Annotated in this window: 22 protein-coding genes and 2 riboswitches; of the genes, 10 read left to right on the top strand and 12 right to left on the bottom strand. The window is 53.4% G+C overall.

Translation table 11 applies throughout. The features are described 5' to 3' along the window. Positions 1 to 17 precede the first annotated feature (17 nt). On the top strand, positions 18 to 497 hold the full coding sequence (locus ACR0JR_RS06490; protein WP_480455485.1) for a putative molybdenum carrier protein: 480 nt from the start codon (positions 18 to 20) through the stop codon (positions 495 to 497). On the opposite strand, the gene ACR0JR_RS06485 is transcribed toward ACR0JR_RS06490, so the two are convergent. From ACR0JR_RS06485 to thiB, 3 genes are read right to left on the bottom strand one after another with little or no spacing between them, the layout of a single operon-like run. After that, the gene (locus tag ACR0JR_RS06485; RefSeq protein ID WP_170780539.1) at positions 485 to 1,177 is read right to left on the bottom strand and encodes an ATP-binding cassette domain-containing protein; all 693 of its coding nucleotides are present in this window, start codon (positions 1,175 to 1,177) and stop codon (positions 485 to 487) included. The two genes, ACR0JR_RS06490 and ACR0JR_RS06485, sit on opposite strands and share 13 nt — an antisense overlap. Then, positions 1,164 to 2,711 (bottom strand): ABC transporter permease family protein, encoded by a 1,548-nt coding sequence (locus ACR0JR_RS06480; protein ID WP_480455484.1) that lies wholly within the window; start codon positions 2,709 to 2,711, stop codon positions 1,164 to 1,166. Before ACR0JR_RS06480 ends, ACR0JR_RS06485 begins: the two co-directional genes overlap by 14 nt. Continuing rightward, positions 2,687 to 3,667 carry a thiamine ABC transporter substrate binding subunit gene (gene thiB / locus ACR0JR_RS06475; protein WP_480455483.1) on the bottom strand — a complete coding sequence of 327 codons (981 nt, stop codon included), beginning with the start codon at positions 3,665 to 3,667 and terminating at the stop codon, positions 2,687 to 2,689. Before thiB ends, ACR0JR_RS06480 begins: the two co-directional genes overlap by 25 nt. A 32-nt stretch (positions 3,668 to 3,699) precedes the next feature. After that, positions 3,700 to 3,805: riboswitch (TPP riboswitch) on the bottom strand. A gap of 176 nt (positions 3,806 to 3,981) precedes the next feature. Between thiB and ACR0JR_RS06470 the strand changes: the two genes are divergently transcribed. Both ACR0JR_RS06470 and ACR0JR_RS06465 read left to right on the top strand, forming a co-directional pair. Next, positions 3,982 to 4,212 (top strand): type II toxin-antitoxin system CcdA family antitoxin, encoded by a 231-nt coding sequence (locus ACR0JR_RS06470; RefSeq protein ID WP_170543922.1) that lies wholly within the window; start codon positions 3,982 to 3,984, stop codon positions 4,210 to 4,212. Then, entirely contained in the window at positions 4,212 to 4,511 is a 300-nt protein-coding gene (locus ACR0JR_RS06465; protein ID WP_480455482.1) for a CcdB family protein, read from the top strand. Before ACR0JR_RS06470 ends, ACR0JR_RS06465 begins: the two co-directional genes overlap by 1 nt. 70 nt (positions 4,512 to 4,581) lie before the next feature. On the opposite strand, the gene ACR0JR_RS06460 is transcribed toward ACR0JR_RS06465, so the two are convergent. The 4 genes from ACR0JR_RS06460 to ACR0JR_RS06445 form a co-directional block, all read right to left on the bottom strand. Then, positions 4,582 to 4,992 (bottom strand): universal stress protein, encoded by a 411-nt coding sequence (locus ACR0JR_RS06460; RefSeq protein ID WP_010441631.1) that lies wholly within the window; start codon positions 4,990 to 4,992, stop codon positions 4,582 to 4,584. Positions 4,993 to 5,005: 13 nt separating this feature from the next. After that, entirely contained in the window at positions 5,006 to 6,313 is a 1,308-nt protein-coding gene (locus tag ACR0JR_RS06455; RefSeq protein ID WP_010441630.1) for a TRAP transporter large permease, read from the bottom strand. A 161-nt stretch (positions 6,314 to 6,474) separates the two neighbouring features. Next, positions 6,475 to 7,524, bottom strand: a complete 1,050-nt coding sequence (locus ACR0JR_RS06450) for a TRAP transporter substrate-binding protein (RefSeq protein WP_010441629.1) — start codon at positions 7,522 to 7,524, stop codon at positions 6,475 to 6,477. A 66-nt stretch (positions 7,525 to 7,590) separates the two neighbouring features. Beyond that, complete coding sequence (locus ACR0JR_RS06445) at positions 7,591 to 8,085, bottom strand: TRAP transporter small permease subunit (protein WP_170475351.1); 495 nt, start codon at positions 8,083 to 8,085, stop codon at positions 7,591 to 7,593. Positions 8,086 to 8,734: 649 nt separating this feature from the next. Here ACR0JR_RS06445 and ACR0JR_RS06440 point away from each other — a divergent pair. Then, complete coding sequence (locus tag ACR0JR_RS06440) at positions 8,735 to 10,198, top strand: aminotransferase-like domain-containing protein (protein WP_480455481.1); 1,464 nt, start codon at positions 8,735 to 8,737, stop codon at positions 10,196 to 10,198. A 314-nt stretch (positions 10,199 to 10,512) separates the two neighbouring features. Here the strand turns inward: ACR0JR_RS06440 and ACR0JR_RS06435 are convergent, their stop codons facing one another. From ACR0JR_RS06435 to ACR0JR_RS06425, 3 genes are all read right to left on the bottom strand, one after another. After that, the gene (locus ACR0JR_RS06435; protein ID WP_480455479.1) at positions 10,513 to 11,790 is read right to left on the bottom strand and encodes a hypothetical protein; all 1,278 of its coding nucleotides are present in this window, start codon (positions 11,788 to 11,790) and stop codon (positions 10,513 to 10,515) included. 32 nt (positions 11,791 to 11,822) lie between these two features. Further along, positions 11,823 to 12,065, bottom strand: a complete 243-nt coding sequence (locus tag ACR0JR_RS06430) for a hypothetical protein (protein ID WP_480455478.1) — start codon at positions 12,063 to 12,065, stop codon at positions 11,823 to 11,825. Between the two features lie 74 nt (positions 12,066 to 12,139). Beyond that, the gene (locus ACR0JR_RS06425; RefSeq protein ID WP_480455477.1) at positions 12,140 to 13,438 is read right to left on the bottom strand and encodes an AGE family epimerase/isomerase; all 1,299 of its coding nucleotides are present in this window, start codon (positions 13,436 to 13,438) and stop codon (positions 12,140 to 12,142) included. A 430-nt stretch (positions 13,439 to 13,868) separates the two neighbouring features. On the opposite strand from ACR0JR_RS06425, the gene ACR0JR_RS06420 reads away from it, so the two are divergent. Further along, positions 13,869 to 16,871 (top strand): ATP-binding protein, encoded by a 3,003-nt coding sequence (locus ACR0JR_RS06420; protein WP_480455476.1) that lies wholly within the window; start codon positions 13,869 to 13,871, stop codon positions 16,869 to 16,871. Here ACR0JR_RS06420 and ACR0JR_RS06415 read toward each other — a convergent pair. Next, positions 16,868 to 18,520, bottom strand: a complete 1,653-nt coding sequence (locus ACR0JR_RS06415) for a peroxidase family protein (protein ID WP_480455475.1) — start codon at positions 18,518 to 18,520, stop codon at positions 16,868 to 16,870. The two genes, ACR0JR_RS06420 and ACR0JR_RS06415, sit on opposite strands and share 4 nt — an antisense overlap. Before the next feature lie 18 nt (positions 18,521 to 18,538). Further along, positions 18,539 to 19,606 carry a catalase family protein gene (locus tag ACR0JR_RS06410; protein ID WP_480455474.1) on the bottom strand — a complete coding sequence of 356 codons (1,068 nt, stop codon included), beginning with the start codon at positions 19,604 to 19,606 and terminating at the stop codon, positions 18,539 to 18,541. A gap of 331 nt (positions 19,607 to 19,937) precedes the next feature. After that, positions 19,938 to 20,145, top strand: a riboswitch (cobalamin riboswitch). A 32-nt stretch (positions 20,146 to 20,177) separates the two neighbouring features. On the opposite strand from ACR0JR_RS06410, the gene ACR0JR_RS06405 reads away from it, so the two are divergent. The 5 genes from ACR0JR_RS06405 to ACR0JR_RS06385 are packed head-to-tail and all read left to right on the top strand — an operon-like array spanning position 20,178 to position 23,501. Next, positions 20,178 to 20,372, top strand: a complete 195-nt coding sequence (locus ACR0JR_RS06405) for a hypothetical protein (RefSeq protein WP_480455473.1) — start codon at positions 20,178 to 20,180, stop codon at positions 20,370 to 20,372. An 11-nt stretch (positions 20,373 to 20,383) separates the two neighbouring features. Then, on the top strand, positions 20,384 to 20,740 hold the full coding sequence (locus ACR0JR_RS06400; RefSeq protein ID WP_170780529.1) for a DUF1636 domain-containing protein: 357 nt from the start codon (positions 20,384 to 20,386) through the stop codon (positions 20,738 to 20,740). Continuing rightward, on the top strand, positions 20,737 to 21,522 hold the full coding sequence (locus tag ACR0JR_RS06395; RefSeq protein ID WP_170780528.1) for an ABC transporter ATP-binding protein: 786 nt from the start codon (positions 20,737 to 20,739) through the stop codon (positions 21,520 to 21,522). The genes ACR0JR_RS06400 and ACR0JR_RS06395 overlap by 4 nt, the downstream gene beginning before the upstream one ends. Positions 21,523 to 21,538: 16 nt before the next feature. Continuing rightward, complete coding sequence (locus ACR0JR_RS06390) at positions 21,539 to 22,486, top strand: ABC transporter substrate-binding protein (RefSeq protein WP_170543947.1); 948 nt, start codon at positions 21,539 to 21,541, stop codon at positions 22,484 to 22,486. Between the two features lies 1 nt (position 22,487). Then, a complete protein-coding gene (locus tag ACR0JR_RS06385) occupies positions 22,488 to 23,501 on the top strand; it encodes a FecCD family ABC transporter permease (protein ID WP_010441617.1) in 1,014 nt (337 codons plus the stop codon). Positions 23,502 to 23,610 lie beyond the last annotated feature (109 nt).

Here is a 23,610-nt window from a genome sequence, read left to right as displayed (position 1 = left end):
CTAAAGGGCAGAAATGAATGTCTGTTTCCAAAATCGTGGCGGGTGGGCAAACGGGCGTTGATTTGGCTGCCCTGGGTTTCGCACGAAAGCACCAAATCCTTTATGGTGGTTGGGTCCCAAAAGGCAGAACGAACGAGGCCGGTCTGATCCCTGTTGAGTACGCTGGATTGGTCGAGACCCATTCACCGGAAGTGATCGAGCGGACAAAGCTGAACGTTCAGTCCAGCGATGCAACGCTGATAGTTGTGAATGGTTCAGACAGTCCTGGCACGCAACAAACAGTTGTTTTTGCAAGGGAGGCCGGAAAGCCTTACCTGGTGCTCGATGTCAGGCAGGGAACGGAGTTTTGCCAACAAAAACTGCGGGATTGGTTGCGCACAAATCCGGTTGAAGTCTTGAACATTGCCGGTCCGCGCGGGTCAGAGGCGCCCGGTCTGGATGTGCAGGTGCGAGATCTACTTGAGGGTTGTCTCGATGAATTTGCCTACCCCAGATAATCACGCAGCGCTGGAGGTGGATTTTCAAATAGCTGCTTGGTTGCAACAGGTGCGTGTGCAACCTGGTCCGTAATAAATACCGTTTGCTCGGTTATCCGAAGCGCATCCTGAGGATCATGACTGACCATAAGCAGCGTTGTTCCGGTCTCAGCCACCAGATCCGCCACCAGATCTAACATCTCGGCCTTTAGCGCAGGACCAAGGGCCGCAAAGGGTTCGTCCAGCAACAAGACATCTCGCTTTTGAACTAATATTCTAGCTAACGCGACCCGGCTCTGTTGTCCTCCGGACAATTCGGCAGGTTTTCTGGTTCCCATTTCCGGTAGGCCAACGCGATGCAAGGCCGTCCTTACCATTTCCTTTTCTTCATCTGACAAGCGCCCATTCGGGCGGATGCCCAAGCCAACATTTTGGGCCGCGGTCAGATGCGGGAACAAATTTCCGTCCTGAAACAGCATCGCAAACGGTCTTTTTCCCGGAGACAGTGTGGTCAGACTTTGGTCATTCCAGTGCATCTGCCCGGCCTTCAAATCCCGAAATCCGGCAATGGTTTCCAGCAACGTAGATTTCCCCGCGCCAGATGGGCCAATGACCGCGACCTTGGCTCCAGTTTCGATTTCGAAATCGGCATTCAGCAGAAAGCTGCCGTTCGAGATAATGCATTCATCAAGCTTCAGCATGCCAACGCCCTCCGCGATCCAGTATCCAAAACACACCCATCGAAAGCAGAAGCAGCAACAACGCTCCGCCCGCAGCCCCTTGCATTTGGTAGGCCCCCATAAGGCGATAAATCTGCAATGGAAGGGTTGCGATCTGCGCATCAGCGAACAATGCGATTACGCCAAGGTCACCCATCGACAGGGCAGCAGCCAAGCCTGCAGCAAAACCGATTTGAGGGCGAAGACGCATCACTATGATGCGGGTGAAAAATGTGCGTTTGTTCATATCCAAAGACAGGGCCAAACGTCTGTGCCGTACTACCGTGTCGCGCGCAGCGGGCACGAGTATTCGAAGCGCGAAAGGCAAGGCCATCACGGCGTTAACCAGTGCAGTGACGGGAAGGGCCAGCATAGCTGGATTGGCGACAGGGCGGATCAGAATAAACAGACCGGTGCCGATAACCAGTGGTGATGCAGCGAGGCCGAGAATGCCGCACAGTTCAACGATGCCGTACCTTCCGGTCGCCGCAGAAACAGCCATAGGCACCGCGAGCAACAACAAAAGCATGGTGCTGATGGTGGCCACGAGGATCGAAGTTGCGGCTGCGCGAAACACTAGGGTGGGTAGTTCGAACAATCCCAACGCGCCTGAAATCACCACAGATGCCAATGGCAAAAGTAGGAATGTTGCTGCGGCGATTATCCAAAACGCGTCCAACAAAGGCGTTCCACCATCCCAACGGCGGATTGCACGGTTGAGGCCCGCCCCAAAGCCGTCCCCCCTCGAAAACTTCAGGGCCGCCAGTGCGGCAGCCGCGGTCAGGGCCAGTTGCAACGCGGATAGCAGCGCTGCACGGCCAAGGTCGAAATCATATGTAAACGCCTGATAAATCGCGAGTTCGATCGTGGTCGCGCGTGGGCCGCCGCCTAATGTTAGAGCAACGGCAAAACTGGTCAGGCAGATGGCAAAGATAACGGCCAGCACGCCGGGCAAAACGCGCCGCAGCATGGGCAATTCGATCAATCGAAACATTGCTATCCCATCGCATCCAAGCTGTGCGGCAAGACGAAATCGTTCTGCTGGAACCTCCTGCCATCCTTGCAAAATCAACCGCGTTGCAAGAGGGAGATTGAAGAACACGTGGGCCAGAACGACACCATGCAACCCGTAAATTTGGATTGGGGTAAGGCCAAATACGCCCAAAACATCCGAGATCCATCCAGAGCGGCCAAATACCTGTAGCAGTCCCAATATCGCGACGATCACCGGGAGGATGAATGGCGCCCCCAAGAGCGCTATCAATACCCGTCGTCCACGAAACCGCCGCCGCGCCAATGCGCGTGCCACTGGGATGGCCAAAATAGAACTGAACGCTGCAGAGAGCGTTGCTTGCAAAAGCGTAAAGCGCAGCGCCGCCCAATCAGAGGGATCGAATCCGCCGCTGGTTTCGGCACGTAAGCCAACGGTGGCCAAAGTTCCCAATATCAGTGCGGCGACAAGGACCGCCGCGCAGACACCTGGCCATGAGCTTACTGGCTGAGTGCGCCCAGCCATTCCGTCAATGCCTCATCTCTTTTGGTTGCAGCCTCGCTGGGATCAATAATCAGAGATTTCTGAGGAACGACCAGAGTGTCAAAACCTTCGGGCAGCCCCGAGGACGGGGTGACGGCTGGATACATCCAGTTGGTTGTCGGGATGATCTGCTGGAACGCGTCGGAAACCATGAAATCCAAAAACTGGTCGGCCAATTCTGAATGATCCGAGCCAGCCAATTTTGCCGCAACTTCGATCTGCATATAATGGCCTTCGTCAAAGGCTGCAGCTGCTTTGCTGGCATCTTCCTCGGCAATCAGATGATAGGCAGGAGATGTTGTGTAGCTCAACACCATGTCAGCCTCGCCATCGAGAAACAGCCCATAAGCTTCGGACCAGCCTTTGGTCACTGTCACGATGTTGTCGGAAAGGTCGGCCCAGATTGCCGGGGCTTCATCACCATAAGCCGACTTGACCCACAATAGCAGGCCCAGACCCGGGGTAGATGAGCGTGGGTCTTGAATGATGATTTTAGCCTCGCTGTCCGCCAGTTCCCGAAAATTGGCGGGCGCTGACGCATCAGCGTTGTGAACAAAGGCAAAGTAACCCCAATCAAAAGGAACGAAAGTATCGTCTGTCCATTGGATTGGCAGCGCGTAATCAGCGGTTACCGAATGAGGGGCAAACAAGCCGGTTTCCTTGGCGGCGGCGATCAGATTGGTATCTAGCCCCAGCACAACATCTGCATCGGTGTTCTCACCCTCAAGACGGATGCGTGACAACAGCGCGGCACCGTCTTCGACACCCACAAGATTAAGGTCACAGTCACAAACTGCCTCAAATGCTTCTTCGACTTTCGGGCCAGGGCCCCAGTCCGAGACGAAGCTGTCATATGTATAAACGGTCAACTGTGGTTTGTCGGCTGCAACAGCCGATGTTGCAGTCAGTATTCCCGCAGCAATTGCCAGATGTTTCATATCATCCTCCAATGCGGCGAGAGGGTAAGGATGGACAAAACCTGTACCTTTCCCTCCGCCGGTTCTAGCCGGTTCAGGTTCAACGGGTTTGCCAGTGGACATCTCAGCGCAGTATCGCGCGCACCCCGAGGTAGGGCTGTGATTAGGGTGACACGAGCGCAAATACAACCAAAATCCTGAGCTTCAAGCCTGCAGCAGGTCGATTTTTGCCGACTAATCGCTCAGTTTGATGTTGAAATTGATGCGCGCTTTTATACGCAAATTTGACGCGCATAATATATGGTGTTAAATTTGCTTATGAGGAGGTTGGTTATATGAATGTCCAAGCACGGAAACCGACCAATCTGTCGCTCGATCCCGCTTTGCTTACCGAGGCTCGAAAACTGAAAGTGAACCTTTCGCGGGCCGCGGAGGAGGGGGTTCGTGCAGCCGTGGCGGCAGCCAAGGCAGAGCAATGGCAAGCGGAGAACGCCGAAGCTCTGCAAAGCTCCAACTCTTATGTTGAAAAGCATGGACTACCTCTGGAGCGGTTTCGTCAGTTCTGATGCCAAAATACGATGTGTTTCCGAACCCCTCTGGCGATGGCTTCTTGATGGATGTCCAATCAGATCTTCTGAGCGATCTGAACACACGTGTGGTCGTACCCCTATTGCCGAAACCGCACGCGCCGAAACCTGCAACTCGTCTTAACCCAGAGTTCATGATCATGGATGAGCCGGTTGTCATGGTGACCCAGTTTATGGCGGCTGTTCCGACAGGGGTACTCAAATCGCCAGTAGGGAATCTCGTTGACGAGTTTGAAAAAATTACCGTTGCTGTCGATATGCTGATGCAAGGCTTCTGAAAAGGAATGGCTGGCCAAATAGGCCAGCCATCGTTAATCTGCAGAAGCGGCAGGTTATTGGTCTTCAGTTCTATTTTCCACGAAGCACAACAACACTGCATTGGGCATGCCGGACAACACGTGCAGCCGTTGAGCCGATCAGATAGTCCGAAAGACCCGGTTGATGCGACGCCACGATGATGCAATCCGCTTTGTGCTTTTCAGCCCAATCGAGGATCGAATTTGTGGGATGCCCAGTCACGACATGCGTACTGATGTTCGAAGCCTCCACGGCTGTGCCCAGTCTTTCTTCAAACTCTGAAACGCTTTTCTGAACCTGTTCCGCAGGAAAGTACGAGCCGATATACGAAGGAAGTTCTTCGAGAACCGATAGCACCGATACGGTTCCTCCGTCTGCCAGCAGACGGCTTGCAGCATCCAGAGACAAGGAGCAGTCGTTGATGTGATCGGGTGCGACTGGAACGAGGATATGGTTATACATCGGAACCTCCGGGTTATTTCAGGATGCTTGGCAGCCAGGTTGCGATCTGCGGGAAGATGAAGATTAGTGTCAGACCAACAAACTGCAGCACAACAAACGGGCCAACCGAGTTGTAGACGTCGCCCATGCTGACATCTTTGGGTAGCACCCCTTTGATCCAGAACAGCACGAAACCAAACGGAGGTGTCAGATAGGCGATCTGGATGTTCACGATGAACAGTGCGCCAAACCACAGCTTGTCGATTCCCAACTCGTCAATGATTGGAATGAACAGCGGGGTACACAGCATGATGATAGCCCAATCGTCCATCACCATACCCAGAACGAGGATGATCAGCATCATCATCAGCAGGATGCCTGTGCTGCCGCCCGGCATGGAAAGTACCAGGTTGGTCAACAAATCCTGGCTGCCCAGAGTATTGAACACATTCAGATAGACAGTTGCACCGATCAGGATCCACAGGCCCATGCCGCTGAGTTTTAAAGTGGAAACCAGCGATTCCTTCAAAACTTCCCAGGTCAGCTTTCCGTAGATCAGGTTGATGACAAATGCACCCGCCGCACCAAATGCCGCTGCTTCGGCAGGGGTTGCGATACCGCCCCAGATGACACCCAGAACGATGATGATCAGTAGTGCAAATGGCCAGATGCTGAGAACTGCGGTCAGTTTTTCGGCGCGGGTGAATTTCTGATCTGCAGGCAGCGCGGGGCCTAGTTCAGGCTGAATTTTGCAGCGTACGCCGATATAGATCGTATAGAATGTCGCCAGCATCAGGCCCGGCAAGAGGCCTGCCATGAACAGATCACCGATCGAAACCTTGGCCAGCAAACCATAAAAGATGAAGGGAACGCTGGGAGGGATCAGTGCGCCCAACGCACCGCCAGCCGCGATACAGCCAATCGCGATACGGCGATCATATTTATAGCGCATCATTGACGGGTAAGCGATTTGACCCATTGTGGTCGTTGCCGGAGGTGTGATGCCGGTGATGGCAGCAAACACCGTACAAACCTGTACCGTACCCATGGCGAGACCGCCGTGAATATGGCCAATCAGTTTGTACACGGCATCATAGGCCGTCTCGGCTATCCCAGAAAATCTTATTAGTGAACCCATAAACAGGAATAGGGGAACTGTGACCAAAACCGAGTTCCAAGGTGTTGAATAGAAGGCACTTGGTACCGAAAGCAGCGCGCGGGGTTCAAAAACCAAGGCAAACAGCACTGCCGTTCCACCCAAACCGAACGCAACCGGCAGGCCCATAAAAAGGATCCCAAACAGTATTAAGAAATACAGCGCTGTAATTAGTTCGAGGCTCATGATCCTTAGTTTCCTTACCTAGTGGCCGTTCGCGCGGTCTATGTCAGGTTGCTTGCCGGCAGTCTTTCGAACGCTGACATGCGCCTATCTAATCTGCTGGCCCAACAGTCGGGCCAGCAGAAGCGTTTTAAGCAATGCGTGAGCTTTCACGCGGCGCGGGATTATTGCGCGTTTGCCTTGTCTTCCAAGAACTTCTTGAAGATTTCGACGCCTTTGGCGTTGCCATCCGAAGCAGCTGCAACCTGCGGCCACACCTCGGCAATTGACTTTTCGCGCATACGAGCAACTTCTTCGTCGCTCAGCTCGATCACTTCACCACCGGCATCACGCAGGATCTGCAGCGCTTCTTCCACGCCTTCCGCATGCATGCGGCTGGTTTCGAAGTAGGTTTCTTCAAAGACGCCATCGATCTTTTCGCGCTGCCAGTCGGTCAGGGCATTCCAGCTTTGCAGGTTGATAAAGATTTCCTGATGCTGGGCAGGGTTCCAGCCGGGCATGATCGCATAATCGATCACTTCGTGGAACGACATGTCGTCGATGCCGCCAGTGTCCCAGTATGTGCCTTCGATCGTGCCCAGTTTGATGGCCGTATAGATTTCGCCACCATTCATCGAGACTGGCGCACCGCCCATGGTCGAGTGGAAGATGGCCTGAGGGCCACCGGCACGCATTTTGTGCCCTTCCAGATCTTCCATCTTTTCGACGCGGAACTTGGTGAACATCGCGTTCGGGCCCTGGTTGGTCCAACCAGCCCAATGCAGGTTACGGGCATGCGCCGCTTCCTGAACGATGTCGCCTACGCGATAATCAGGGTTGCCCCACATCACTTCCCAGGCTTCTTCGGTGTTGTTGGCGCCCATAGCCATACCAAACGCCAGCATGCCTTCGGGCATATCGCCACCATAGACAGAGCCCCATCCGGCATAGCCGTCGGTCAAACCAGCTGCGGCGGCGCCAAAGGCCTCTGCACCACTGACCAGTGCTCCGGCGGGCTCAACGCGGATTTTAACAGTGCCTTCGGTCGCTTTTTCAACAGCTTCAACCCAAGGGATCAGGCCGTTGTCCCAGCCAGCATCGGTCTGGTCAAATGCAGGCTGGAAAGTCCATTCAGTGACTTCATCCGGCGGCCCGTCCTGAGCGACGGCTATGCTTGCGGTCACCGCAAAGGCGCCCGCCCACATCGTGGTGTGCATAAACCTGTTTGGTTTCATGTTAGTTCCTCCTCGTTAGTGGATCAGTTTGTTTTCGTGAAATTATGTGTATCCGGGCAAACGGCCTTAGCCCCGCCCGAAGATCGTTTGCAGATCGCGGAGCAAGTGTTTCAAGACCACCAAAAGTACCATTACACCGCTAAGCGGAATGGCAAACTTGATTGGATAGATCGGGATCGGGATAGATGTCGGAGTTTTCTGGTTGAGCATCAATGACAATGACGCGGCCTCGTATCCCTTCCAGATCAAGGCGACCAGAAACAGAATAGCGATCGGCGCCGTCAGGACGTCCAAGATCGCTTTTGATCGCTTGCTTGCATTTGCGTAGAACAGGTCAAGTTTGACAAAGCTGTCATGCTGCAGCGCGTAAACACCTCCGGTACAGGCCAACAATACCATTGCTGCCTGCAAAGTGGTTCCAATCCACTGTGAAGGTGCGTTGAGTACGTAGCGCATGAACACGTCCGACACACCAAATGCCATGCAATACAGGATCAGGAACCAACCGATACGGCCCATGACCTCTGAGATTGCGCTTGTCAGTTTTTCCAATCCGCGCATCAGCATTCCGACCTCACTGTGTTTTTCATGGATATGGTTCTCCCTCAAAAATTCCGAGTGTAACTTCGATGTTCTCTGTCTCTGGCGGCAAAGTTCAAAGGTAACTAACTCAGACGTATACCATACAGTCGTTGGCTGAAGCTCATCTCAGAGTGTTGACGCGTATTCCACTCATGCAAAACCATGCGAACGGTCTCCCTCCCTTATCGCATCGAACGATCCGAACTACTCCCAGTTTCAGTGTGGAGCCTTCCGGATCGCTACAGCAAACGCGATGGAGTACCGCTGAGAAAGATACAGTTGCTTGTAATAATGGGTACAGATTGTATCGCGCGAGGCGTTCGATGATCGCCATAATTTGTATCTGACCGCATACTGATGGCGGGTGAACATACCCACCTACCGGACACTTATTGAAGTTACGTTTTGGTAGAAGCGCTTTTATTACATGAAGTTGGTGGAAGTTTCTTTTTGAGTTATCATCAATCGACTCGTAATCAGATCACCTGTTTCCGACTGCAATTCCGGAGAGACGAATGGGCATAACTTGCCTTTTGCCTTTCGCAAGGAACACTTGAAAACAAGGATACAGTTTGCAAGTCGCGCGGCGGAAACGTTGACTGGGGCCCTGTAGGATATGACACAACGATTGAGTATTGATAAATCTCAGTCCAGCGGATTGCGCGACCAGATCGTCTCGCAGATATCGCGACTCATATTTGAAGGATTGATGCCTTCCGGGCTGAAACTTGCCTCGTGCCGCGTGCTGGCGCGGGATTTAGATGTTTCTATTAATACGGTTGTCGCAGCCTATCGTAAGCTTGAGGAAGAACAACTGATCGAGGCACGGCCTCGGTCTGGCTATTTTGTGTGTTCTGACCGCGGGATACGAACGGACAGTGATGCGATTGGCCGGTCGAATACCAGGCCCGCTACATCAATTAGCCACAAACTGAACAAACTGCGCCGTACTGAAGAGATTGAGACAATCCCGCGCCCAATAGACTGGTATAAATATGCCTATCCTTTTGTGTGTAATCAGATCGATGATGGTGTGTTTCCAGTTGCGGATTGGCGTGAGTGCACCCGGCTGGCAATGAACCGAAAAGACCTCAAGATCTGGTCTGCAGATGGACTTTATGATGACAGCCTAGAGCTTGTCGAACAGGTCAGGCAACGCATTTTGCCACGGCGGGGAATTTTCGAGCCCAGTGAATCGATACTGATTACATTGGGTTCACAGAATGGGCTTTTTATTACCAGCCTGCTCTTTGGCGGGCGTGAACGTACTGCGGTAATGGAAGATCCGGGTTATCCGGATGCTCGCAAGATTCTTCAGGCCAATTTCGGTAAGGTAAGCTTTCAACCCGTGGATGAGGAAGGTCTCATTGTTGACGAGCGCCTGCGCGGTGCGGATCTGGTGTTCATCACGCCGAACCGTCAACACCCAACCACAGTCACGTTGTCTGAACGTCGTCGGCGCGCACTGTTGCAAGCTGCTGAAGATTATGACTTTTACATCGTCGAAGATGACTACGAATGCGACGTGGACTATCGTCATTCACCGCTTCTGCCGCTGCGGAGCCTGGATGATACCGACCGCCTGATCTATCTGGGCAGCTTGTCCAAGGGGCTCTCGCCAGGTTTGCGACTGGGGTATCTGGCAGCCGCGCCTGAGTTTATCGATGCAGCGCGAGATTGCCGGGGCATGATGATGCGCCACCCACCCATGATACTGCAACATACTGCCGCCGCGTTCATCAGGTTAGGATATTACGACGGTTTACTACGCCGGGTGCGGCAGAACTATGAACAACGCTGGCATTTGGCAGACTCGATGATTCGTGAGCGATTACCCAGCTTTCTGAGAGCAGGTGAATTCGGTGGTACTGTTTTCGTTCTAGCCGATCCCGATGAAAAACTCGAGGCTAAGACAATTTGTGATGCAGCACTCAGACGGGGCGTAATCGTAGAGCCGATTGGACCGTGTTTCTCGAAGGCAGCGGAAGGGAAGCATCATTTCCGAGTTGGTGTCTCATCAATCCAACCGGGGTTAATCCCGCAAGGAATTGAGCTGTTATCCAACGTCGTGACTGAGTTGCAGGGTACGTGAAGGCTTGTTTGAAATGAAGCCCAAGCTGATCCCGAGAAGTCTGTGTGTAGGAGTTCGGTAAGTTTAATCGCCGAGAGCGGAGTTTTCACCCGTGAAGACCCGCACAAGCAGGCTCGAGATCCAGCTTAGGGCGTACCATGTCAGTAAAAAGCCAACACATTCCAATGCAAATGAGCCCCATTTATAAAATAAGTCGGCTATGACGAATGCACTCAACAACCACGGTCCTTCTTGGCGCAAAAAAGACTTTATTCCTTGTGATTTCATCGCTGTATGCATGGTATGATCCAATCTTTTGAAACTAATCTAGTTGGTTAGACTATTGCAGGAGGATGACGTCGAGGCGCGTCATAGCGCTGCTGTGAGAACCAAGTCATTGTTGGTTCGATGTCGCTTTGCGTGCTCCCACCTTGCAGCGTGTAGCCAGCGGCAAGCCAGGTAAATCCGTCATCTGCAATCTCGGCACAGTTCGTGTAGTCTCCCCATTTGCCCAAGGACGGCGTATGCGTTCCTTGCCGCGCGAGGGACAAGCGCCAAACTCCATCTATATCGTCATAGGTACCAATGACATGACTTGGATGCAGATTGCCCCCACCGGCGAAAATCGACAGCCCGACGTCGCCGAACCGATTTACGGCTGTCGAGGGGTAGGAAAACGCGATCTGATCATTCCAGATGTCAGGCTCGTCGATCAGGGACATTGTGGCTTCGTCGATGCGAACGGTCCGGACAAATGGGTTTGGCCTGTTGGCTTGTTGGTTGGCTGTCCACATGAACCCCAGCGCGCCTCGCCCTAACCAACCGGTCATTATGCGTGGATCGGTCCTGGACATCCAGTCGCCGCCTCCAACCGTAGGCGCGGAATAGCTGCCCGCAAACCACGGGGTGACATCGATGTCGAATTCATCAACGTCCGGTGAGTTCTCTGGCCACCTGAACACGCGGATTTGCGAGTTCGAATTGTGGCTGGCGAAGTACATCGAACCGCGCGCGCCCTGAACACAACGTAGTGAGAAATTGTGCTGCGTTTCGAATATGTCAAAAGATAATCCAGCGGCAGCTGCAAGTTCGTCCAGCGATATTCGCAATATGACGCACCTCCTAAAAAGGTTGCTGCTGGCCGAGAACACGTTGGTTCCCGCATACAGGTAGTTTTCTGAAAGAGAGACATGGTTGTAGTCAAACCATTCGCCGTTCCACGATGGGTCAATTCCCGCCGGTGTGAAATCCCAGAGGTTCCAGTTGTCATTTCCAAGTGTGCGGCCTTGCTTGACCGCAACACGTAATGTGTTGGTCCCGTTCTGTTCGATATATTGAAGCAGCCAGATCAATAAATCCCGGCTTGGGTCGTAGATGGTGGTCTGATCGCAGCAAAAACCGCCATCTGCTGGCGGAAACAAGGTGAAAGGGCTCATATGCGACCAGCTTTGGCCACCATCCAAAGACCGGCTGGCGTACCAGTTTCCAGTGGCCAGTATCTGATTTCCGTTGTTTGAGACCGTGGGCTCGCCGACTGTCGACGTTTGCCCGTTTGTATCAAAATCTGTTAGATTTACTGTGTTGAATATCCTTGGCTGATGGGTCGAGGGCATGGCAGCCTCCGTAATAGTAATGTCAAAATGTGTCAGTAATCCAATTCTGTTGGGTCTGCCTCGCTTGCAGAACTGGCAGAGTTGTCTTCCTCTAATGGCGGACCACCCTTCCGGCGAACCTTTGAAACCTTCTCGTCACGTTCACTAAGAGTTTGGGGTGTCATCAGGCCCGATGCTTGTGCCCTTTCACCTAAAGCGGAATGGGCAGACGGTTGCGGTCGAACCTCGACATTTCCTTTGCGGGTACTGTGCTTTTTGCTAGCTTGATTTGCCATTCATCTCTCCTATCCGTTCGTTTGGAAACGTATCCGAATTGGCAGGTCGTCAGATGATGTTGAATATGGCTACACTACCAGATTTCCCCCGATTCTTCAATTGAAGGGCTTCTGCACGCTTTTGAATGACAGGGATTGGCAGGTAAAAACGGCAGCATTCTCGATAGGCGACCTGAACGCGGAAACAGGCAGGCCTGTAGTGAATGATAGATGTCTGGTTTCCCGTTAAAGATGGATGTTACGACCTTGCCGTTTTCGTCCACAGCCGGAAACCAACCGCCATTCTGATGATCCACAAATCGTTCATTCGCATAACCCCAGAGAGTTCTGTACCAGCGCTCATCTTCTGCTTTTCTGTCAATTCTGATCAATGCAGCGACGGCACTGATCGCTTCGGTTACAGGCCACCAGAACCGGTTCTCGTTTGAAACTTGTCCATCAAAGTCCAACGTATAAGCGATGCCTCCGCCGGGAAGCCAGGCATCACGCAGGGCCTGTTCAATCAACTGACGCGCAGAATGCGGTGCGTCGGTGTTCGGGCGACCCGACAGATCCCAATATTGCAGTTGCAATCGTCCCAATTCAAACGAATGTCCCGGAGTTGTACCGGCTGGCCTAAACATCGGATTGCCCGCATATGCGCGATCAATCTGCCAGTCGCTCGTGTAGTGTTCTGGCAATCGCCAGTTTTCTTTGGGTGCGACTTTGCCGACAAAGAAATCCAGAATGCTGCCTGCACGGGATAGATACACCTTGTCCCCCGTTGCTTCAAACGCGGCAAGCAGGGCTTCGACACCATGCATATTTGCATTCATCCCGCGATAGTCGGAGAACGGCGTCCAATCTCTGTTCCATTCGTCGCAAAACAGTCCCGCTTCTTCGTCCCAAAAATGTGTATCCAGAACCTTTCGAGCGTAAGTCATGAGCCTGTCCGCGCCCGGATGACCTGCCTGCTTTGCGCTCGCCGCCGCAAGAAGAACAAAGACGTGCCCGTAAGCCAGTTTGCGATCATCAACGACGCGGTCACCTTCCAGCGCCCAGAAAAATCCACCAAATTCCGCGTCTCGGTGATAGCGCTCAAGATATGCCATACCGTGGTCAACTATCTTTTCAGCACCCTTAAATCCGAAGAGATGCCCCAAGGCATAAGAATGGATCTTTCTGGTGGTCGTGTGCAGTTCCTGCACCTCGCCAGGCAGGGGGGTGCCGTCATGATCAAGCAGAAAGAAACCAGGCCCATTTCGGCAGCTTGCACTGAAAAATTCAAGCTGATGACGAGCCTGTTCCATCAACCAGTTCTGGTGCTCTGGCGTGTCCAGCCAAAAACCTGTTTCAGAATCCAGCCCGACCGGAAGTAGCTTATCAATTGTCATTCTTATCGTCCCACCTGCGTTAAACGACGGTGCACGCCGCGTCTCACAATACCGCCATTGAGGTTTTCAATGCTGCAATCGCATCAATTCTTCCAGAATGGTAGATGCCTAATTTTGAGGAAACACTACCACCCCCGATTTGTTTGACCAGACCACGGGAGTTTAGGGCAATTTTTGTGTAGTGATTGGTGAAATTGGACCAATGAAGTTTCGCACGGGAAGGCAGTCTGCACCTGAGTAACGCTGGACATAGCCAGATAGCCTTGCATCATATAGGCTGTGATCGCAGCTTACATGTCGCCAGACTGCGATGGCGAGTGCAGGTTTATATGAGGCTTTGCGAGGGGGGCATGTTCTCATTGTTCAGTATTAGTTCAATTGTGAGCAAACATTCGCATAGTCATGCGATGTCTGAAAACGGTGTGAGCTGATGGTACTACACCCGGCTGGTCCTGATACTGATCTTGGCGCGATGGAGCATCGCCATCTCACAGTCATGATGGTGGATCTTGTCGGATCAACTGTTCTTGCCCAGACCCTTGATCCCGAGGATTTGCTATCGACCACGCTGCGCTATCAGAAATTGGTCGAACATGCCACCAATGCCTTTGGAGGCAGCGTGCTTCAGATCGTCGGTGACGGAGTTTTGGTGGTCTTTGGGTGGCCTTCTTCCTGTGAAAACAATGCCGAAAGGGCCATGCGCTCGGCTTTGCGCATACATTCTGATCTGGCCGAGTTGTCTGGCCCGACCGAATTGAAGTGCCGCATCGGAATCGCTTCTGGCGTCGTGCTGGTCGGGGATATTGCACTCGGGAGCAACATCCAGCCGGATGCGATCTTTGGATCTACGCTGAATCTTGCTGCGCGGTTACAGGCCCTTGCTGAACCCGGTGGGACGCTGATATCCGCTGCGACCCGCGCACTGGGGGGCGAGCAGCTTGAGTTCGATGGCCTGGGTGCAAAGAGCCTTGCAGGATTTGATCGGCCCGTTCCAGTGTATCGCTTGGCAGGTGAGACCCGAATTCAGGTATTGGATAAAGACCGGATACCTTTGATCGGGCGGGACACTGAGAGAGCGCAACTTCATGCGGCTTGGTCTGACGTGAAAACCGGCAAAGGAAGGGTAATTTATCTGCAGGGTGAAGCAGGAATTGGAAAATCCCACTTGATCCGGGATCTGCGTACGTCGGTGGGCCCCCAGGCCTGGGTGACGTATCATTGCAGTCCTTTTCATGTGAGCTCACCCTTTTTTCCATTCATCTCACAAATTGAACGCTGGTGCGGAATTCTCGACAGCGACGACATCGCGATCCGACGAAACCGAATGACGGAACATCTGGGCTATATTCTGGATGACGGCCAATTGGGCACCTTGTTTTTTGTTCTCGCGCCAGGACCCGGCGATCATGGACCCGCCAGCGAAGAGGCGCTGCGCGCCGAAATCGTTACGATATTCCGTCGTGTCTTTGAAGGGTTAAGCCGCGAAGGGCCGGTGCTTGTCGTGGTCGAGGATTTGCAATGGGCAGATCCGTCGACCCTTTCGGTTCTTCAAGCTGTGGCAGAGCATCTTAGCAAATTACCTGTTCTGCTATTGTTGGCCGGGCGAAATCCTGTCACGCGGGCTATGGAAGAAAGCATCCCTTCGCTGCAGATAACTGCACTATCACCGCTGGATGATGACACCGCTGCGGTTTTGGCCGGTGCCGCATCAAATGCGCAGCTTAGTGATGAAACCATGGCGCAGATCGTGACCCGTGGGAACGGCATTCCTCTTTTCATCAAAGAATGCGCGACTGCTATGGCAGCTTCACCCCAACGTGGACTGGGGGTCATTCCCGCGACACTTCACGACCTATTGGCGCAGCAAATAGACGAAGTGGGTGAATTTCGCCGTACAGCTGTCGAGGCGGCAGTCATAGGTAGTACATTTGGCGTACCTATGATGGCGCATATCAGCGGCATCTCAGAAGCCGAAGCTGATGAGGCAATACGCCAGTTAGCATCAACAGGTTTACTGCAACACTTACCCGGTACAGGGAAAAATGCGAGCGGGGCCTGGCGGTTCAGGCACGAACTTGTCCGCGAAGCGGCCTATCAAAGCCTCGTACGAGATCGGCGGGCGCATTTACATCGACGCGCAGCCGAAGCACTGAACGCACAGCCTGAGGCGGCCCGCAAACCGGAACAGATTGCACGTCACTGGGAGTTGGCAGGTGCGCCCGACAAAGCCGTGGCTGCCTGGATCGAAGCCGCTCGCATAAACCTGCGTCGCCATGCCAATCAAGAAGGTGCGCAGCAAGTTAGAAACGGATTGCGATTGCTGCAGAAACTGCCTGCCGAACATCGTGAAGAGGCAGAACTTTCCTTGCAGTTTCTACTTGCAGCCGCCGAACGCGTCCGGATCGGATATGGTGCGGATTCTGCAATTTCAGCGTTCGACCGTAGCTTTGAGCTTTCCAAGAAACTCGGAGATCGCCGCACTTTGGTGCGCGCCGGTAGGGGTCTCTTTACCGCTGCGATGGTCAAAGGGGATTATCGCAAGGCCGAGCATTGGGGACAGGCGATGATCGATGCCCATGATGATCACCATACGTGCATGGTCGGCAATTACATACGTGGATCAGCGCTTGCACCGCGTGGACAGTTCATAGCTGCGGCGACTGCGCTGGAAAAAGCAGCTTTGCACGCCGAAGCACACGCTGTTGAGGCAGGAAACGATCCGGATGTCGCGGCGATGTTACAGATCGAGAGCATGGCTGCCTTGGTCGACAGTTTCCTGGGGAATACTGAACGTGCTTTGGCTCGCGCCAAAAGTGCGGTTGATGCTGCAGGGGCATTGGGGCAGTCGCTGACGGTGGCAAACGCGATGCATTGGCAGACCGAGATCTACATGCAGACCGATCATCCGGATTATCCGCATATGGCAAAGACTTTTGCAAAGATCGTGCGAGACAGTGTTGGCCCATATTACAACGCGGTTGCAACCGCGCATCTCGCGGGTGCGTCGATACGTACGGGCGAACCGGCAAAGGGCGTCGCCTTGCTGCAATCGGCCTGGGAAAAAATGCATGCAACTGGAGCCAAGGCGGCAGGTGTTCTTGTCCATACTGAACTTGCGCGTGGCTTTCTCGCGCTTGGTCAAATCCCACAAGGTCTGGAAGCAGTTGATGCTGGTTTAAGATTTGCGGATCAAACCGGAGAGCGGAATTACGAAGCCGAGCTAAACCGGATCAGAGCTGCGCTGCTGGCAAAGCAGGAAGACGCTTCTGATGAGGCCGAGGCCGCGTGCCGAACGGCGATACAGGTGGCCCGTGATCAGGGAGCTGCTCTGTATGAGAAACGAGCATTAGAAGATCTGGCCCGTCTGCGACCAGTTGACCCTGAGATTGCTGCACGTCTTGCCAAGCTGAATGATGCCGGGGTTTCGGCCTAGCGCCTTCGGCCCAATGCACAGTCATCCGGGGCAAGGTTCAGACCAACAAATTCAGCGACCTGCGCAAATGAAGAGGTTTTTAGCAGCAGCCGATGACCCGTTTGCGAAAAGGTCTTGGCCGAGTACAGGTTCTTTGAGACCATTGGGTTGTTCATGAGTTGCGTGATCGCGTCATACCCCACCATTGACGTCATCAAGTCACCCATAATGACGGTCCCCTTGTGCTGCTCGGCGAACAAGCCCGGAAACAACTCGATCCGGTCAACATTGCAATACATTCTGCTCAGGTCGGCGATTAGCTCGTCGGCGAAGGGCTGATCCCCCACAAGATCCGCGATGCTCGAGTGTACTCGACGTTTAAAATGATGACGATAGGCGTTCAGCGAGGGAAGTCGTGCTTTGCGTGTAAGGGCAATCGTTGCTTCGACCGGTGAGGGCACACCTTTTGCAGGCCTTTCGAACAGAAAATCAGGTGTATTGCGCAGCGATATCCTGGCTGCGGGTTGGCGCGAGAGAGAGCGGATCATTTCCTCAAGTCCCGTTTGTTCGACGAGGCGAGGGTTGAACCGGAATCCAGTCGGCTCGACCTGAGCGCCGTCGATGATGAAACGCTCGGGGATCATTGAATGCCATCGGTACAGCAAGTTAAATTCAATCGCGATTTGGTTTGAATGATGCCAACGCTGCCAGCGGTTGACGCCGACCGGCAGATGAAAAGGCATGTTCGCCACGTGGCTGATATAGTCCTCAATCACCAGCTTGATCAGCAGCGCGATCAGAGTGCATCGCGTGGTTTGGAACACGCGCTCTTTATCCCAACCGTCAGTGCCGCGTTTCTCGCGCCAGAGAAGATCGGCAAATGTATTGTGCGCGCGCATCATCAATGTGTTGATGGCACTATAGCCGATCGTGCCGTTGCCGTTGTCCAGGCCGGTTGCGTGAAAATCAAGCAGCCTTTGATCGACTTGTTGGCACGTCAGCTCGGGATGTGCGCGTTTCAAGGAGTTGCGCAGCTTGCACGGATCATGCAGGGGCCGCGCCGCATTATCACCCTCGGCGAGACTGCCATCAAATGGCGGGGCCAGCTTAACTCCACCGGATTGATCTTTCTGGAACAGCTTCGGCGGCCACATCTCGCCATTGTCGTCCATCCGAAACGCCAGTCGGTGGGTCATTTCGCCTGATTCGGGGTCTCTTTCGCGCAGCATATCAGTTTGAAAATCGTTCAATCCGTAGATCTGGCATAAATCGACTTCGTGGTTTGAATCAGTCTGATCAAACGGTCCGGTTGGCCCGAAGGTCCGCAGAAAGCTGTCGGTGAACCATTGCGCGACCGAGATGAAAAGAACGGTCGTGCCTTGCGGGCACAACAAGGTAAGCGGGCTGCCATCTATCTGAGTTCTGCGGCGAAACAAGTCGGCCACTTCACTTTCCGATGGCAGGATCGGCGAAGGATCTTCGGGCGTTGTGTGACGGCCAATCCAGCGGTTGGAATAGACGCCTGGCCAGCTGGTATAGTCCGCACCCAATGTATAGGGCCGTGGCCGGTGCACCCGTGCTGCATTCGCAAGCCTCATGGCTGAGATATAGCTTGTCGTGCGTGGTGCGATCTTGAACCCAAGATTGATAAGATCATCAATATTCAGCATCTAAATGGCTCCAATTGATCATCGGTTTGGAAAACGGGCGCGGGCGAGGCTGAGGTAAGTCTTAAGCCGGATTGCGTTGATCGGGCCCAGAGGTTTGTGCTCGGCGGTCACACGCCATGGCGAAAATGACAGGGTATCACCATCGAGCGGATCGAATTCTGCATCTTTTTCGATGATAATATCTGCGATGGGTGTAACCGTTCGATGAAACGGGTCGAGTGGTGCGTCCGGCTGTGGATCGCAGGCCCATCTGACGCGGTTATCGAGCGGATCGAAGTCGCTATCGTTTCGCGGTGGTTCGATTATACAGAACTCAAATCGATTGCTGTCACTGGCGACGTCCTGACGGAGTTTCAGGCTGATGCCGTCATGCTCGTCCACCGGTTTGGTTGCTACCTTATGTCGAACGCTGCGGGCGAGGTATCGTACTGTCAGGTCAGCCCCCAGCCGATAGGGCGTCGTTGACCAGAAATGCGACTCGAATGGCGACTGCATGTAGTTCGAGGCAAAATCGCTCGCAGTCTGAAGATGTCGCCTGCCTTTTTGTGTGGCAAATGCGCGAAACAGGGCCACGAACCCTCGAGCGATCAGCTTCAATGACCAGCTGCGACGCTTATTTGCCGCGTGCTGGAGGGCTTGCAGCGTGGCGATCAGGCTGCTTAGCCGTTCATAATCGTCGGAAAGGTAGCTGGGAAAAGTGTCCCGATCGACAAGAACAAAGTCGAACTCATCGCTGATTTGCGAGATGTTGAGTTGTGAAAGTGCCTCGGCGTCGATCAGTTTGGTGCCCGGCACATCAAATAGTTTGACCGCCATTCCATGGGCATCGGTTTTACGATCGTCCAGATGCGCACCGTTGGAAAAGCGAACTGCTGCAGAATAACTTGCTGCCTTTTCGAAAAGGCCATGGCGCAACCTTTCCGGCAGATCGTCCCGGATTGTGAAAGTGGCTTTGACACACCCATGGCTGCGCCCATGTTGCGCTCTTAACCTTCGACCTTTCCACTTCGCGATCGCTTCAAAATTCTGGTCGATGATATCGTCAACCACGTCTTCAGGTGAAGTGTTTGGCAAATAATGTGTCAACGAACCCCCTTTCCCGAGCAAGCCCAGGCAATAATTAACCTCTACAAATATATCTGACAGCCAACCCCTTCTAAATGCCCGCAGATTAACCCTTTTTGGTTTTTCTTTCAAATGAAGTGACTTATGGCAGCCTTATTGCCTCATTCCTTTCGATCTCAAACAGCCGTTTTCGCGTCAGAATGAAGTATACCGGTCAATAATTGGTAGGGTGGGATCAATTGATCTACGACTTCGAAACGGACGCGGTTGGCGCCGTATTCGCTAGCGTTGCGTTGGCTTACCTTCGAAGACTTAAGCTTACAGAAAGTTATTGACGCATTTCTTGATCTCGGGCACTCAGGCAGCAGATGGTTCCCAACGATACGTCAGAGGGATGAAAAGGGAATACGGTGAGGAATGCCACGCGGCGCCAATTCCGTAACTGCCCCCGCAACTGTAAGCGGTGAGCTATGCCAAATAGCCACTGACCCCAAGGGTCGGGAAGGTTGGCCAAGCGCGGACCCGCAAGTCAGGAGACCTGCCATCATTTGTTCAACCAACCCGGGGCGGGGTGTCCTGGAAGGAGGTATTGATGACACGTTTTACACGTGTGTGCACGACTGGCAGCTTCCGTCTGCGCTTGGAAACAAGCGGAGTGAGAAATGCGAAAATCGCTGATCAATACATTGTCGACAACGTTAACCGCCGACGCGGGGTGCCCAACGCGGTGTTCAGAATAATCAAAGTGTTACGAAATAACATTGCAAAAGCTTTAATTGCGCAATAAACGGTGGCGAGATGACGAACAGTGTTGATCATATCCTTCTTGTCTGCGTGAGCTGCAGAAGTGGCGAAAGTGCAGACAAAGTACCCCAGGCGTTGAAGCATAGATTGCCGAGGGAATTTGTGATCCGCTCTGTGAATTGTATGGCGGGTTGTGAAAGGCCAATCACCATCGGCTTTCAGGCCCGTGGCAAAGCACAATATCTATTTGGTGACATTTCTACAGATGAAGATTTGGACGCGATCGTTGAATTTGCCCATCAGTATCTGCGCACTGGCGATGGTTGGACAAATGCCACTGATCGGCCAAGGGCATTGTTCACAAAAACTCTCTCACGCCTGCCGCGTATTGAGTTTGAGGAAGCGCTATGACCAAGCAAAGCTTTCTGATTGCCGAAAATCTGGAATATTACGCGCTTAACGGAGATATCTTGTTGCAAGGCGTGTCGTTCGCCTTGGGCGAGGGCGCTATTCTTGCGATCGCTGGTCCGAACGGGGCAGGTAAAACAACGCTTTTGAATCTACTCTGTGGTGCCGAGGCACTGGCATTGGGGGATGTGCGTATGAATGGACAAAGCCTCAAGCACCTATCCGCAAAAGAACGCGCCCGCATGATAGCCGTTGTCAGCCAGCAGGAATTTCCTGACGGGCGCCTGTCACTGCGTGATTATGTGGCATTGGGTCAGATCCCCATACGCGCAGATCGCTCGGCCGAAGATCATGCGCGCGAACTGAACCGGATATTAGACCTCACCCATTTAGGCATGTTGGCGGACAAGCGGATGGCTCAGCTTTCTGGGGGTGAGCGTCAGCGGGCTCATATTGCTCGCGCCTTGGCACAAAATCCCTCGTTGCTGTTTCTCGATGAACCCACAAATCATTTGGATCCGGACGCAAAGGGGCGGATGTTGTCGCTAGTCGCTGATCTTGGGGTCACAGTGGTAATGATCGTGCACGATTTGGTCATGATCCCTGAATTCGCCACACATGTTGCTTTGATGAAATCCACGCGCCTGACCGGATTTGGCACGGTCGCCGAAGTTCTGACGCCTGAACGGGTCCGTGAAACCTTTGGCGTGGATTATCTGTGCTTTCACCATGAGGGTCGCGTGATACCGGCTCTTGATATCCGAAGAACCACTGTTTCTACATAAACTCAGGAGAATATTGATGAAACACATCTGGTCCGTGGCTTTGGTCACTGCCATTGCAAGCAGCGCTGCAGCGCAGGAAGTCACCGTGGACAATTGCGGCGAACCCCTTGTGTTTGAGACGTTGCCGGAACGGTTGGTCGTGCATGATATGAACATGACGGATATGGCTTTTGCTTTGGGGCTACAGGACAAGATCGTCGGCCTCACCGGGATCACCGGCTGGTACAAGACCAGCCCGGAATTCGATACCTTGCGGGGTGACATTCCGGAGCTCGCGCCGAAATACCCCACTGTTGAGAACCTCGTCGCAGCGGACCCAGATTTGTTTTTCGCGGGTTGGTATTATGGAATGAAACCGGGTGGGGATGTGACACCAGACACATTGGAACCCTTCGGGATCAAAACCATGATCCTGACCGAAAGCTGTGTGCATTTGGACAAGGATCGCCCCGAGTCCAGCATGGACCTGCTGTTTGACGATGTTCTACGTCTTGGCAAAGTTATGCAGGTCGAGGACAAGGCCGAGGCGCTAGTGAGTGAATGGAAAGACGAATTGGCCGCGATCGAAGCGCAAACGACCGAGCTGCCGAAGCCTCGAGTTTTCTTGTTGGATGGTCCGGCGGATGCACCGTTCACTGCTGGGAAGTTTGCCATTCCCGATGCTATGATCGCTGCGGCGGGTGGTGAGAATGTCACCCATGACATGGATACAAGTTGGGGGCGTAGTTCCTGGGAAGCCGTGGCCGCATCTAACCCCGAATTCCTGGTGCTGCTGGATTATCAGACCGGTAACGGCGCAGCAGATACCTTCAAATTCCTGCAAGAGCATCCGGTGATGTCGCAGACAGATGCCGTCAAGAATGAGCGTTGGATCGGCTTGCGGTACGAAGAATTGACACCTGGCCCCGCAAATATTGAGGCAATCTCGAAAATGGCTCAAGCGATGCATCCGGGCCTCAACTGATATGGGCCGATTTGGCCTAACACTTCTGCTGGGGGCGGCTATTTTGGCCGCCCTTGTGCTGGTTTCCACGATTTACGGAACCACCTCGATCCCGGTGTCTGAGACATTTACCGCTATTATGCGTGGCACGGGTATCGACGACGGCGAGATGTCTCCGATGCACCGGATCGTGTTTGATCTCAGGTTGCCCCGTGCATTGTTCGCCGCTGTGATAGGCGCCGGACTTGGTATCGTTGGCGTCGTCCTACAAACCACGACTCGCAACGATCTTGCCGACCCATTTCTCTTTGGCTTGTCTTCGGGGGCCGCCGCAGGTGCGGTGTTTGTCATCACCGTAACCGGAGATGTGCTGGGTTTTTGGACACTGCCGCTCGCCGCCTTCTGCGGAGGGCTCGTCGCGTCGGGCGTTGTATTGGCGCTGGTTCACGGTTTGCGCACAAGTGCGCCAGAGAAACTAATCCTGGCTGGATTGGCGGTTTCATTCCTGTTTTCAGCCATCACCAACTACTTGATATTTGCGGGTGACAACCGCGCTGCCCACTCGGTGATCTTCTGGATGTTAGGTGGATTGGGCCTGGCCCGCTGGGAGACGTTTCCCCTTGTTTGTGTTGGGCTGATCCTGATCCTAACGTATTCGCTGTATCGCAGTCGTTGGTTGGACGCGCTGCTTACGGGGGATTTAACCGCAGCAACTCTTGGGGTCCCTGTTCAGGGATTGAGATTCAGCATGTTTTTCACGGCAGCTTTGGCAACTGCAGTTTTTGTCTCAGTGGCGGGTGTGATCGGATTTGTTGGCCTAATGGTGCCACACATAGCCCGCGGAATTGCGGGACCTTTGCACAGCCACCTTGTACCTACTGCCGCGATTGTTGGCGCTGCGTTATTGACCGGTTCGGATATTCTCAGCAGGCTTTTGCTGGCGCCACAGGAGTTGCCAGTAGGGATTGTCACGACTTCCATAGGTTCGGTTTTTGTATTTTTGCTTTTGTTCAGAACAGCAAGAAACCAGCGGTGAATTTAAGTGACGAACAGCCGCAGCTATCGCTTTCCGGATTTAATCGCATCTCCGCTTCTTGATGGTCGCAATGAGCCTAAAATTGCCAACTTCTCAATAGTTTACTCTA

The organism is Ruegeria sp. AA3 (genome assembly GCF_056542905.1).
This window is presented reverse-complemented; position numbering and strand designations above follow the sequence as displayed.